The following is a 13,099-nucleotide window of genomic DNA, read 5'->3' on the forward strand; positions in this document are numbered from 1 at the left end:
GGCGCTATCGACTGGAGTGGATGAGCGCCATCGCCTCTTGGCGGGTGGCGGAGTTGGTGAGCATGCTGCCGCGGACGGCCGAGGTGATCGTGCGCGCGCCGGCCTTGCGCACGCCGCGCATGGTCATGCAGAGGTGCTCGGCCTCGATGACGACGATCACGCCGCGCGCCTCGAGGATCTCCATGAGCGCGTCCGCGACCTGGGTCGTGAGCCGCTCCTGGACCTGCGGCCGCTTGGCGTAGACGTCGACGAGGCGGGCCAGCTTGGACAGGCCGGTGATCTTGCCGCTCTCGGCCGGGATGTAGCCGACGTGCGCGACGCCGGTGAAGGGCACCAGGTGGTGCTCGCACATCGACCACAGCTCGATGTCGCGCACCAGGACCATCTCGTCGTGGCCGAGGTCGAAGGTGGTGGTGAGCACGTCGAGCGGGCCCTGCCGCAGCCCGGCCGTGAGCTCGGCGTACGCGCGCGCCACCCGGGCCGGGGTGTCCCGCAGCCCCTCCCGGTCGGGGTCCTCGCCGATCGCGAACAGCAGCTCGCGCACCGCAGCGGCGGCCCGGTCGTGGTCGAACTCCGGGACGTCGTGCGGGTCGCGCTCGGAGTACGCGATGGGGTCGGTCACGACGACGGGGACGGCGGGGTCGGCGGCTCGCCGAGGCCGCCGCCGAGGCCGGCGTCGCCGTGCACGTCACCGCCCGGGCCCGGAGGCGTGACGACCAGGCCGCCCTCGTGGTCCTCCTCGTTGGCCGGCTTGCCGTTGGAGTAGACGCGGTCGCGGATCTCCTGCGGGATCTCGATCGGCGGGATCGACGACGGGTTGCGGTCGGGCGAACCGGTCCAGGCCGGGCGGACGGTACGCCGGCGCAGCGGCTCGAAGACCTCGGCGACCTCTTCCTTGTCGAGGGTCTCGCGGTCGACCAGGGCGAGCACCAGCGCGTCGAGGACGTCGCGGTTCTCCTCGAGGATGTCGAAGGCCTCCTGGTGCGCCCCCGCGACGAGCTTCTTCACCTCGTCGTCGACCTGCGCGGCGACGTCTTCGGAGTAGTCGCGGCTGTGGCCGATGTCGCGGCCCAGGAAGGGCTCGGAGTTGGAGACCCCGAGCTTGACCGCACCGAGGCGCTCGGTCATGCCGTACTGGGTGACCATCGCGCGGGCCAGGTTGGTGGCCTTCTCGATGTCGTTGCCGGCGCCGGTGGTCGGGTCGTGGAAGACCATCTCCTCCGCTGCCCGGCCGCCCATCATGTAGGCCAGCTTGTCGAGCAGCTCGCCGCGGGTCTGGGAGTACTTGTCCTGGTCGGGCAGCACCATCGTGTAGCCCAGCGCGCGACCGCGCGGCAGGATCGTCACCTTGTGCACCGGGTCACTGCCTGGGAGCGCCGCCGCGACCAGCGCGTGGCCGCCCTCGTGGTAGGCCGTGACGAGCTTCTCCTTCTCGCTCATCAGGCGGGTCCGCCGCTGCGGGCCGGCGATCACGCGGTCGATCGCCTCGTCGAGCGCTTCGCTGTCGATCAGCTTGCGGTTGGCGCGCGCGGTGAGCAGCGCGGCCTCGTTGAGCACGTTGGCGAGGTCGGCGCCGGTGAAACCCGGCGTACGCCGCGCGAAGGCCATCAGGTCGACGCCCGGAGCCATCGGCTTGCCGCGCGAGTGGACCTGGAGGATCTGGTGGCGGCCGTTGAGGTCGGGGGCGTCGACGCCGATCTGGCGGTCGAAGCGCCCGGGCCGCAGCAGCGCCGGGTCGAGGACGTCGGGACGGTTGGTGGCCGCGATGAGGATCACGCCGCCGCGCACGTCGAAGCCGTCCATCTCGACGAGCAGCTGGTTGAGGGTCTGCTCGCGCTCGTCGTGACCGCCGCCCATGCCGGCGCCGCGGTGGCGGCCGACCGCGTCGATCTCGTCGATGAAGACGATCGCGGGTGCGTTCTCCTTGGCCTGCTCGAAGAGGTCGCGCACGCGGCTGGCGCCGACGCCGACGAACATCTCGACGAAGTCGGAGCCGGAGATGGAGTAGAAGGGCACGCCCGCCTCGCCCGCGACGGCGCGGGCGAGCAGGGTCTTGCCGGTGCCGGGCTGGCCGTAGAGCAGCACGCCCTTGGGGATCTTGGCGCCGACGGCCTGGAACTTCGCGGGCTCCTGGAGGAACTCCTTGATCTCCGAGAGCTCCTCGATGGCCTCGTCGCAGCCGGCGACGTCGGAGAACGTGGTCTTCGGCATGTCCTTGGAGATCAGCTTGGCCTTGGACTTGGCGAACTGCATGACCCCGCGGCCCCCGCCGCCCTGCACCTGGTTCATCAAGAAGATGAACAGCAAGATGATCAGCGCGAAGGGCAGCAGCGTGATCAGGATCGAGCCGATGACGTTGGGCGAGGGGTTGTCGGAGTTGGCCTCCTTGATGGTGCCCTCCGCCAGCTGCGCGTCGACGAGGTCGAGGATGCGCTCCTGCTGACCCTGGATGTAGTGGGTCATCACCTTGTCGCCCTCGCTGCGGACGTTGGCGTCCAGGGTCGCCTGGATCTCCTGGTCACCGTCGATGAAGGTGATCTCGTCGACCTGGCCGGACTCGATGTACTCCTGCATCCGCGAGGTGGTGATCTCGTCGTACCCACCGTTGGGCGCGAGGTACTGCAGCGCCAGCAGGACGCCGACGACGGCGAGGACGATCCAGAGCCACGGACCCTTGAATATGCGCTTCACGAACTTCTTTCGGCAGACCAGATGAGCAACTGACGGTACATGTCAACCTCAACGGTCGATTCTCGCAGACGGTGCCGCACGCGGCGCATCCTCAGGAGGAATTCAGGAGTACACGTGCGGCGCCAGGGTGCCGATGTCGCGCAGGTTGCGGTAGCGCTCGCGGTAGTCCAGGCCGTAGCCGACCACGAACTCGTTGGGGATGTCCCAGCCGACGTACCTCGGCTCGACCGGCATGGTCAGCGCCTCCGGCTTGCGCAGCAGGGTGGCGATCTCGACGCTGGCCGCGTTGCGGCCGCCGAGGCTGTTGACCAGCCAGCTGAGGGTGAGACCGGTGTCGATGATCTCGTCGACGACGAGCACGTGCCGGTTGGTGATGTCGGTGTCGAGGTCCTTGAGCAGGCGTACGACGCCGCTGGACTTGGTGCCCGAGCCGTAGGACGAGATCGCGATCCAGTCCATCTCGCAGTGCCGCGGCAGCGCCCGGGCCAGGTCGGCCATCACCATCACCGCACCGCGCAGGATCCCGACCAGCAGCAGGTCGCGCCCCTCGTAGTCCGCAGCGATCTGGTCGGCCATCTCCTGGAGACGATCCTGGATCTGCTTCTCGGTGAAGAGCACCTCGACCAGGTCGTCCTGAACATGGGCGGAGTCCATGACTGCACCCTAGAGGTGCCGGTGAACCCGGACAGAGGAGAGTCGGCGGTCAGCCGACCTGTTGGGCCGGGTCTCCCGGGTCGCCGGACCACACCCAGGTGTCCTGGTGCCGCTCGGTCGAGCCCGGCTCGACGAGGCCGCCGGTGAGGACGACGACGGCTTGGTCGGCGTCGTACGCCGCGCCGAAGGCCTGCCGCCCCGGCAGCAGCCCCGGCGGCAGTGCGCGCCACTGCGCGCCGGTCCACCGCCACACCCGGCCGCGCTCCCGAGAACGCACGTCGCCGCCGCCGAGCAGCAGCAGGCCGTGGGCCGGGTGGACCACCATGGCCGCGTTGACGAGCGGTCCCGGCTGGGACGCGCCGGGCACCTCCCGCCAGCCTCCGCCGTCCCATCGCCAGGTGTCACCGAGCGCGAGCGGCGCGTCCTCGTCGACGACCTGGTGGCCGCCGTACAGGACGACACCGCCATCAGGATCGGTCTCCATGGCGGCGGGCCAGCGCACGGGGTCGGGTCCGTCCTCGGCGAGGCGCTGCCACGTCGCGCCGTCGAAGGCCCAGGTGTCCCCGTGTTGTTCGCTGCCGTCGTCACCTCCGTAGAGCAGGGTCCGCCCGGAGGTCTCGTCATGGGCCATCGTGGCTGACGCCCGCGGTCCCGGGCCCGGGCCCTCGACCCGGGTCCAGGCACCGTCGTACACCCACGTCTCGTCGGAGACCCCGTCGACTGTGAGTCCCCCGTGCAGCACGACGTCGCCGGTGGTCGGGTCGACCGCCACGGCGACGAAGTTGCGCCCGGTGGGGCCGTCCGGCGCGTCCACGGGCTCCCAGCCCTCGTCGGTGCGCCGCCACAGCTCGAGCGGTCGGGCGTCCGTCGCGTCCTCGGGGTAGCCGTTGACCAACAACAGCCCGTCTGGGGTCGTGACCAGGTCGTGCCAGGCGCCCAGCTCGAGCGCGACCGCAGCCTCTGCCGCGCCCTGGTCGGGCGCCCGGTCGGGCGGCACCGACGGCTCCTGCCCCGTGCAGCCGGCCGCGAGCGCGGCCGTGAGCAGGAGGGCGAGGAGTCGAGGCACCCGACCACCGTCGCGGCGGGTGACGGGTCCGGTCCAGCACGGACGCGTCACGTGGCCGTCACGGATGCGTCACGAAGTGCAGCCGGTCGTCCCTCCGGGCGGCTCGCAGGTGTCCGGGGAGGTCGATCCACTTCTGGCCGTGCCAGTCGGTGAGCAGCGCGTCGACGGCGAGCACGTGCTCGTGGAAGAGCTCACCTGCGGGCGCGCCCGCGTCGAGGGCAAGGCGGCGCAGCACGCGGCGGCGTACCGCGGTCGGCAGCGCCTCGAGGGCCGGCACCGACAGCGGGTCCGGCAACGCAGCGAGGGCCTGCTCCGCGAGGTCGTCCAGGTGCTCGACGTCGACGCGGAGCTGGTCCGCGGTGCGGGCCAGCGTCTCGGCGACGCCCGGGCCCAGCTCGGCCTCGAGGACCGGGAGGACGCGGGCGCGCACCCGGGTGCGCAGGTACGCCGGGTCGGCGTTGTGCGGGTCGTCCCACACCTCGAGGCCCTCGACCTGGCAGGCGGTCACCGTGTCGGCACGGGCGACGTCGAGCAAGGGCCGCCGATAGCGGCCGTGGCCGCGGCGCATCCCGGCGAGCGAGCGCGGGCCCGACCCACGGGCGAGCCCCAGGAGCACGGTCTCGGCCTGGTCGTCGCGGGTGTGTCCTAGCAGGACGGCCGCGGCGCCCAGCCGCTCGGCCACCTCCTCGAGGACGGCGTACCTGGCCTCCCGGGCGGCCGCCTCGGGCCCCAGCCCCGCGGACTCGACCGTCACCCTGACCGCCACGGTCTCGGCCGCGCCGATCGCGGCCATCCGCTCGACGACGCGAGCGGTGTGGTCGTCCGAGCCTTCTTGCAGACCGTGGTCGACGGTCACCCCGACCACGTGCCAGCCGGCCTTGCCGCCCTCGAAGACGGTGGCGGCCAGCAGCGCCGTCGAGTCCGCCCCTCCCGAGCAGGCCACCGCGACCACCCGGCGGGCGGACGGCTCGGCCCCGCGGGCCAGATCGGCCAGGCAGCGGCGTACGCCGAGCCGGACGGCGGCGACGGACGGGTGCAGGGTCATGGGGTGGTGGGTGGGGATGGGTGGTGGGGTAGGTGGGTCAGCCCAGGACGCGGGTCACCCAGACCGCGGGGTCGTGGATCTCGGTCTTCGTCGGCAGGTGCTCGGGCCGCTCCCACACCGCGTTGAAGCCGTCCATGCCGGCCTTGTCGACGACGGCGCGGACGAAGCCGGCGCCGTCGCGGTACTGCGCCATCTTCTGGTCGAGACCCAGGAGTCGGCGCAGCATCTTGTCGAGCACGCCGACGCCCTTGCGCCGCTCGTTGAACCGCTTGCGGATCTGCTTGACCGACGGGATCACCGTCGGGCCGACGCCGTCCATCACGACGTCCGCGTGGCCCTCGAGCAGCGACATGACACCGGTCAGCCGGTCGACGACCTCCTTCTGCTCCGGGGTGCTCATCAGGTCGAGCAGGCTGCCCTCGCCACGGACCATCTCGGAGATGCGGCGGCCGAGGTCGTCAGGGATGGCATCCGGCTTGACCGCGTCGATCAACCGGCCGATCTCGGCGAACAGGTGGTCGCGCATCCAGGGCACGGCCGTGAACTGCACGCGGTGGGTCTCCTCGTGGAGGCAGACCCACAGGCGGAAGTCGTGCGGGTCGGCCTCGAGCTCGCGTTCGACGTGCACGATGTTGGGCGCGACCAGGAGCAGCCGGCCGGCAGGCTCGGCGAAAGGGTCGAACTGGCCGAGCACCTTGCCGCCCAGGAAGCCGAGCAGGAAGCCGACCTCGGCGCCGGTGATCTTGGACCCGACGGTCTTGGACAGCCCCGTGGGCGGCCCCTTCTTCTCGGACAGCTTGGCCGCGAGCGGCTCGATGATGGTCGAGAACGCCTCGGCGTTGGCCCGCACCCAACCCGGCCGGTCGACCACGAGCACCGGGGCGGTCCGCTCCGCGGCGTGCAGGCCGGTGAACTCGCGCACCAAGGCGGTGGAGCGGTCGGCCCCCTCGCGCAGCTCGGCGACGACGTCGCGCGCCTCCGCTGCTCCGACGGCAGGCCCGTCGCCCGCGATCCGGGAGCCGATGCTCACAGCGGTCTCCCAGTCGACCATCCCGGTAGGGCCGGTTGACCCGCTGCTGCTCATGACGTCGACCCTAAGGTGCACGTGCAACCGGTGAGGGCGGCGGCGATCCGGTCGACGGCCAGGCGGGCCTCGAGGTTGGCCAGGTCGTCCTCCCTGGGGACGCCGTCGGCGACCGCCACCATCACCACCGGCTCGCCCTTGGCGTCGGTGACGATGCCCGCGAGGCCGTGGACCCCGGAAAGCGTTCCGGTCTTGGCCCGGACCAGGCCGGCCCCGGCCGCGGCGTTGGTGGCGTCGAAGCGCAGCGCCAGCGAACCCGTGAAGCCCGCCACCGGCAGGCCCGTCACCACCGCGCGCAGCTCGGGGTGCTGCGGGTCGGCCGCCACCCGGAGCACCTCGACGAGCGTGTCGAGGCGCACCCGCGACCGGCGTGAGAGCCCGGAGCCGTCGTACACCTCGACGCCGGTGAGGTCGATGCCGAGACCGCCGAGCGTCTCCGCCACGCCGCGCCGCCCGCCGGCGAAGGACCCCTCCCCCGTCACCGCCAACCCCGTCTGGTGGGCGAGCACCTCGGCGGCCTCGTTGTCGCTGACCTCGAGCACGTGCTCGACGACCTGGTCGAGCGGGGCGGAGGCGACCTCGGCCAGGGGCGCGGCCTCGGGAACCGCGGGCCGGTCGGCGAGCTCGCCCCGGATCTTGATCCGCTGCCGGCGCAGCGCGTCGGCGAAGACGCGGGCGGCGTACTCCGACGGGTCGTCGACCCGGCCGACGCCCGACTCCGGCCGGCCCCCGTCCACCCACAGCGCGGTGATGGGCGCGACCACGGCGTCAGGGAGGTAGCCGGGCTCCCAGTCGGGGCTGGCCACCGGGCCGGAGAAGAGGGTGTCGTCGTAACCGATGGCCACCGTGCGCACCCCCCGTGCGCGCAGCTCGCGGGCCGTCAGGCGCGCCAGGGTGAGCACGTCGGCGCGAGGCGGGTACGCCGCGTCGTCCGGTGCTGCCGGCCGGCTGGCGAGATAGGGGTCCCCGCCGCCCACCAGCGTCACCCGTCGAGAGGCGCCCTGCCCCGACAGCACGGTCCTCGTCGTGAAGACGTGGTCGGGCCCCAGGGCCGCGAGCGCGGCGGTGGTCGTCAGGAGCTTGGTCGTGCTCGCCGGCGTCACCGTCTCGCCGCCCCGGCCCTCGACCGCGGAGACGACCGGACCGCCGTCGACCCCCGCCACCGCCACCGCGACGTGCTTGCCGAGGTCCGGGTCGTCGAGGGCGGCGGCCAGTGTGCGGCGTACGGCGCGGGGTCTGACGGCCGGCTCGCCGGCGGTGTCGGCCACGGGTGCGGGAGCCACGAGCTCGGGCAGCTCGAGCCCGGCGGGCGGTTCGACCTCGGCCGGAGCGGTGACCGGGTCGGGCTCGGCCTGCAGCGCGTCGTCGAGCCACGCGCGGCCCACGCCCAGCTGCAGCTCCGCGACGACGAGGCCGCCGATCACGAACAGCGCGAGGAGCGCCAAGACGCGACGGGACCTCACCTGCGACACTGTGCCAGAGGCCCCTGACGAACCGACTCGGGCCCTGATCGGCGACCGGAGGGCGTGGACGTGCTCGAGTTCGACGTGTTGGTGGAGATCCCCAAGGGGAGCCGCAACAAGTACGAGGTGGACCACGAGACCGGCCGCATCCGGCTCGACCGGACGCTCTTCACCTCGACGCAGTACCCCGCCGACTACGGCTACATCGAGAACACCCTCGGCATGGACGGCGACCCGCTCGACGCCCTCGTGCTGCTCATCGGCGAGCCGACCTTCCCCGGCTGCCTGATCAAGTGCCGCGCCATCGGGATGTACCGCATGACCGACGAGGCCGGCGGCGACGACAAGGTCCTCTGCGTGCCGGCCGCCGACCCCCGGCTCGAGCACATGCGCGACATCAACCACCTACCGAAGTTCGACCGCCTCGAGATCGAGCACTTCTTCACCGTCTACAAGGACCTCGAGCCCGGCAAGTCCGTCGAGGGCGCCGAGTGGGTCGGCCGCACCGAAGCCGAGGCCGAGGTGCACAACTCCTTCAAGCGCTTCGAGGACGAGGGCCACCACGACGACCTCGCCAACGCCGCCGACGACTCCCTGGGCGAGAACAAGAACAGTTGAGTTGGCTGAAATGGCCCCTCGACTTGGCCCTCCGGGCCCCGCTCACCGCCCGTAGGGCTCCAACGAGAGGCCCGGAGGGCCAAGTCGAGGGGCCATTTCAGCCAACTCAACGAGTCTTTGCTGCCGAGAAGTAGACGAAGGCGCCTGAGGTCTCGGCTCGGATCCGCGTGAGCCCCGCGTCGCCCAGGGCGTCCAGCAGCTCGGGGGTGGACAGCGACGGACCGAGTACGCCGGCAACACGACCGGCCAGGCGCAGGCCTTCGAAGCGCAGCCCGGTGTCGGTCAGGAGGGCGCTGCCCGTGAGCCGGCCGCCGGGGCGCAGCACCCGCGCGAGCTCGTGCACGGCGCCCACGGGATCGGGCACGACGTGCAGACCGGTCAGCGACACCACGAGGTCGAACGAGTCGTCGTCGAAGGACAGCGCCTGCATGTCCTCCACCTTGGGACGCACCTGGTCGAGGACGCCGCGCTCGACCGCTGCCGCCACGGTGCGGTCCAGCATCGCCGGCGAGATGTCGGCGGCGACGTACTCGATCCCCTGCCCGCGCTTGAGCCCGCGCAGCGCGACGCCGCCGCCGCACGGCACGTCGAGGACCCGCGAGCCGGCGGGGAGCCGGCCGATCTCGGCGGTGGCGGCGTAGAGGTCGGCGAGCGAGCTGTCGGTGCCGAGCCGCCAGATCAGGCCGCCCACGGTCTCGTGCTCGACGAGCCAGTCGTACGCCGTCGCCCACAGCGGGTCCGTGGCCCACGGCCCGATCAGCGGCATCCTCATGCCGGTCCCAGGAGGTCGGGAGCGCGCAGCATCTCGGCCGGGATCCCGAAGGCGTCGACGAGGTCCTGCGCGAGGGGGCGGAGCTTGCGGCAGAGGTCGTCGACCTCACGACTGATGGCCTTCGACCGCGCGGACCCCAGCCGGCCGTGCTCCATGAACCAGGCCCGGTCGGCCTCGATGGTGCTCAGCGCGAAGAGGTCGCAGAGCAGGCCGAGCGCGACCTTCAGGTCGGGCTCGGCGGCGACCGAGCGGCAGGCGTCGACGAACGCGTCGAGGACGAGTCGCTCGACGTGCGCGTTCGCGGCGGCGATCACGTGGGCCTGCACCCGCGAGAAGACCACACCGGGGTTGTCACCCGCGTCGATGCCGCGCTTGAGCCGCCGGGCCAGGCCGGCCAGCATGTGCTCCTCGCGGAAGCGCAGCATCGCCAGCTGGTAGTTGGGGTCGAGCAGACCGGCCTCCTGCGCCCACTCGTCGCCGCCGGGCAGCACGTCCTTGAGCCGGGTCAGCAGCTTGTGCACACGGGTCCGCTCGATGACGGTCTCGACCGCGGTCGCCGCCACGAAGCGGACCATGCCGAACTGGTCGAGGTCCTCGAACTCACTGGCGTAGTCGGTGAGCAGGCCCTTGGCGACGAGCTGCAGGAGCACGTGGTTGTCGCCCTCGAACGTGGTGAAGACGTCGGTGTCGGCCTTCAGCGCAGCGAACCGGTTGGCCGAGAGGTAGCCCGCACCCCCGCAGGCCTCCCGGCACTCCTGGATCGTCCGGGTGGCGTGCCAGGTGCCGAGCGCCTTGGTCCCCGCCGCTCTCGCCTCGAGCTCGCGCCGGGCCTTCTCGCCGTCCGTCCCGGCGACCTCGTTGGTGAAGACGTCGTGGAGCTGCTCGGCCACCACCTGCTGCGCGAAGTGCAACGCATAGGTGCGGGCCAGCAGCGGCAGGAGCCTGCGCTGGTGCAGGCCGTAGTCGAGGAGCACGTCCTCTTCCGGCGGCGCGGTCGCCTCGAACTGGCGCCGGCGCCCGGCGTACGTCGTGGCGAGGGTGATCGCGACCTTGGCGGCGTTGATGCCGGCGCCGCCGACGCTGACCCGGCCCTGCACGAGCGTGCCGAGCATCGTGAAGAAGCGGCGGTTGGGGTTGTCGATCGAGCTGGTGTAGACACCGCTCGCGGAGACCTGCGCGAACCTGTCGAGCAGGGCCTCGCGCGGGACCCGCACATGGTCGAACCAGATGCGCCCGTTGTCGACGCCGTCGAGCCCCATCTTGGGACCGCAGTCCTCGATGCGGATGCCGGGCAGCACCTTCCCCTCCCGCCGGAGCGGGACGACGAAGGCGTGCACCCCCTGGTCGGTCGGCGTGCCCCCTTCCTCGGTGGCCACCCGCAGCTGCGCGAAGACCACTGCCAGCTCGGCGTGCGCCGCGGCGTTGCCGATGTAGTCCTTGCGCGCCTGGTCGTCGGGCGTGTGCAGGACGAACTCCTGCGTGGTCGCGTCGTACGCCGCCGTGGTGCCGAGCCGCTGCACGTTGGACCCGTGACCGGTCTCGGTCATCGCGAAGCAGCCCATCGTCGTACCGGTGATGGTGTCGCGCAGGTAGGCGTCGTGGTGGGCCTTGGTGCCGAGCTGGAGGATCGCCCCGCCGAAGAGGCCGAACTGCACGCCGACCTTCACCAGGACCGAGAGGTCGCCGTAGGCCAGCGTCTCGAACGCGGCGATCGAGGCGCCGAGGTCACCGCCGCCGCCGTATTCCGCGGGGAAGCCCATGCCGGTCTGCCCCGTTGCTGCGATCTCGACCACCAGCTCGCGGACCCGCTCGCGGAACTCGTCGCGCCCCATGGTCTCGGCGTCCTCGAGGACCGCGGCGTGGGAGGCCAGGTTGGTGCGGACCAGGTCGCGCACCTCGGCGTACGGCCCGTCCAGGACTCGTTGCAGGGCGAGGACGTCGATGTCGGGCTGTCGGTAGCCGGGCGTCTCGGGAGCCGCTTCGGTGGCCATGCTCGGACCCTACCCACGGGCAGATCACCACCGGTGGCCGAGGAGGTCGTGCAACGACGGTCACGAGACCCCCGACGGCAGACGTCGCCGACCACCTCGCTGTCTCGTGACGGTTGCCAGGGCAACCTCCTCGACCACCGGAGCGTCAGGGGCGGGCGAAGAAGTCCGGCGCGGTCCAGTAGTAGAGCGAGTTGCGCTCCACGGGGCGGCCGGTGCGCGGCGCATGGATGATCTGGCCGCCGCCGACGTAGAGCGCGACGTGGTAGATCCCGCCGGGGCTGTCGCCCCAGAAGACCAGGTCGCCCGGCTGGAGCTGCGCCTCGGCGATCGGTGTCGATGCGGCGTACTGCGCGGCAGAGCTGTGCGGCAGGGAGCGGCCGGCGGCCTCCCAGGCACGCATCGTCAGGCCGGAGCAGTCCCAGGCGTCGGGGCCGCTCGCGCCCCAGCGGTAGGGGTCGCCGATCTGGGCGGCGGCGAAGTCGACCGCGGCCTGGGCGCCACCGGCCGGAGCGGGCGGCGTCGGCGTCGGGACCGGGGCCGGCGCAGGAGCCGGGACCGGCGCGGGGGGCGGGACCGGCGCGGGAACGGGAGGCGGCGCCGGAGCGGGGACGGGCGCGGGTGCCGGTATGGGGCTCGGTGCCGGGGTCGGGGTCTTCGGACCCTTGGGAGCGGGCGCAGGTGCCGGTGCCGGCTCTGGTGCTGGTGCCGGCTCTGGTGCTGGTGCCGGCTCTGGTGCTGGTGCCGGCTCTGGTGCTGGTGCCGGCTCCTCCTCGCGCTCCCTCTTGCGACGGCGCTCCTCGGCGCGCTTGCGGCGCTCGTCCGCGCGGCGCTCGAGCTCGGTCTGCCGCTGCGCGGCGAGCTCGACCGACACGCCTTGCAGCTCCGCGAGCTCCCCGATGAGCCGGTCCCGCTCGGCGGCCACGGCGTCCGCCTCGGCGACGGCGGCCTCCTCGGCCGCCGCGGCGTCGTCACGGGCGCCGCTGGTGCGCTGCTCGAGCTCGGCCGCCGCGGCCCTGGCCTCGTCGGCCTGCACCGACGCCGCGTCGGCCAGCGTCTCGGCGGCGGAGTAGTCCTGGAAGGTCTGCTCGAGCGCCTGCTCGGCGTTGCTCAGCGTGGTGGTGCGGTCGAGGACGTTGCTGATGCCGTCGGACTCGACGATCGCGGAGAGTGCGTCGAGCTCGGGTGCCTGCTTGTACGACGTCGCGAGCATCGCGGCGTACACCTCCCGCTGCCCCTCGAGCACCTCTTGCGCGTCAGCCTGGGCGGCGGCCGCGCGCGCCGCCTCCTCCTGGGCGAGCGACAGCTGGTAGCGCGCCGCGTTGAAGGCCTCGGCCGCCTTGGCAGCCTCGATCGAGGCGTTCTGGACGCGCTGACCGGCGAGCACGAGCTCGGTGCGCACGCTGGCAACGGTCCGCTCAGCAGCGACGGCCGCCTGCTCAGCAGCGGCGACGTCCCCCGCGCTCGGGAGTGCGGAGTCGTCCCCGGCGGCTGCAGCGGCGGTCGGCATCACGGTGGACAGCAGGCCGGCGAGCAGGGCCAGCGCCGCCACCCCGGCAGGGGACGGCCTGGACGGTCGGGACACGGGTCTGCTCCAGCTGAGGTCGGCGAGGGGGACGTGCTGCTCGCGGCGCCTCGAGACTCACGAGGCCCGCAGGCACCTCGCAGCACGCTAGATCGCTTTCGTCACAGGCGGAACAGTTTTCACAACTTTTCTC

General features: G+C 72.4%; 11 protein-coding genes. 1 reads left to right on the forward strand and 10 read right to left on the reverse strand.

All coding sequences use genetic code 11. The features are described from left to right. Positions 1 to 4: 4 nt before the first annotated feature. The 7 genes from folE to dacB form a co-directional block, all read right to left on the reverse strand. Positions 5 to 622: a GTP cyclohydrolase I FolE gene (folE, locus tag ABD295_RS17715; protein WP_425574117.1), complete on the reverse strand. Its 618-nt coding sequence runs from the start codon at positions 620 to 622 to the stop codon at positions 5 to 7. Continuing rightward, a complete protein-coding gene (gene ftsH / locus ABD295_RS17720) occupies positions 619 to 2,691 on the reverse strand; it encodes an ATP-dependent zinc metalloprotease FtsH (RefSeq protein WP_344305133.1) in 2,073 nt (690 codons plus the stop codon). Before ftsH ends, folE begins: the two co-directional genes overlap by 4 nt. Positions 2,692 to 2,793: 102 nt before the next feature. Continuing rightward, on the reverse strand, positions 2,794 to 3,345 hold the full coding sequence (gene hpt / locus ABD295_RS17725) for a hypoxanthine phosphoribosyltransferase (RefSeq protein WP_344305134.1): 552 nt from the start codon (positions 3,343 to 3,345) through the stop codon (positions 2,794 to 2,796). Positions 3,346 to 3,394: 49 nt separating this feature from the next. Further along, on the reverse strand, positions 3,395 to 4,411 hold the full coding sequence (locus ABD295_RS17730) for a Kelch repeat-containing protein (RefSeq protein WP_344305135.1): 1,017 nt from the start codon (positions 4,409 to 4,411) through the stop codon (positions 3,395 to 3,397). Between the two features lie 58 nt (positions 4,412 to 4,469). Further along, positions 4,470 to 5,456 carry a tRNA lysidine(34) synthetase TilS gene (tilS, locus tag ABD295_RS17735; protein ID WP_344305136.1) on the reverse strand — a complete coding sequence of 329 codons (987 nt, stop codon included), beginning with the start codon at positions 5,454 to 5,456 and terminating at the stop codon, positions 4,470 to 4,472. A gap of 37 nt (positions 5,457 to 5,493) precedes the next feature. Then, positions 5,494 to 6,540, reverse strand: coding sequence for a zinc-dependent metalloprotease (locus ABD295_RS17740; RefSeq protein WP_344305137.1), 1,047 nt, complete (start codon positions 6,538 to 6,540; stop codon positions 5,494 to 5,496). Next, positions 6,537 to 8,003, reverse strand: coding sequence for a D-alanyl-D-alanine carboxypeptidase/D-alanyl-D-alanine endopeptidase (dacB, locus tag ABD295_RS17745; RefSeq protein ID WP_344305138.1), 1,467 nt, complete (start codon positions 8,001 to 8,003; stop codon positions 6,537 to 6,539). Before dacB ends, ABD295_RS17740 begins: the two co-directional genes overlap by 4 nt. A gap of 69 nt (positions 8,004 to 8,072) precedes the next feature. On the opposite strand from dacB, the gene ABD295_RS17750 reads away from it, so the two are divergent. Beyond that, positions 8,073 to 8,621, forward strand: a complete 549-nt coding sequence (locus ABD295_RS17750; protein WP_344305139.1) for an inorganic diphosphatase — start codon at positions 8,073 to 8,075, stop codon at positions 8,619 to 8,621. A gap of 106 nt (positions 8,622 to 8,727) precedes the next feature. Here the strand turns inward: ABD295_RS17750 and ABD295_RS17755 are convergent, their stop codons facing one another. The 3 genes from ABD295_RS17755 to ABD295_RS17765 form a co-directional block, all read right to left on the reverse strand. Then, positions 8,728 to 9,393, reverse strand: coding sequence for a class I SAM-dependent methyltransferase (locus ABD295_RS17755; protein WP_344305140.1), 666 nt, complete (start codon positions 9,391 to 9,393; stop codon positions 8,728 to 8,730). Then, entirely contained in the window at positions 9,390 to 11,384 is a 1,995-nt protein-coding gene (locus ABD295_RS17760) for an acyl-CoA dehydrogenase family protein (protein WP_344305141.1), read from the reverse strand. The genes ABD295_RS17755 and ABD295_RS17760 overlap by 4 nt, the downstream gene beginning before the upstream one ends. 145 nt (positions 11,385 to 11,529) lie before the next feature. Next, the gene (locus ABD295_RS17765) at positions 11,530 to 12,933 is read right to left on the reverse strand and encodes a C40 family peptidase (RefSeq protein ID WP_344305143.1); all 1,404 of its coding nucleotides are present in this window, start codon (positions 12,931 to 12,933) and stop codon (positions 11,530 to 11,532) included. Between the last annotated feature and the right edge of the window lie 166 nt (positions 12,934 to 13,099).

Origin of the sequence: Nocardioides bigeumensis (assembly GCF_039531755.1) — a bacterium.
Classification (GTDB): domain Bacteria; phylum Actinomycetota; class Actinomycetes; order Propionibacteriales; family Nocardioidaceae; genus Nocardioides; species Nocardioides bigeumensis.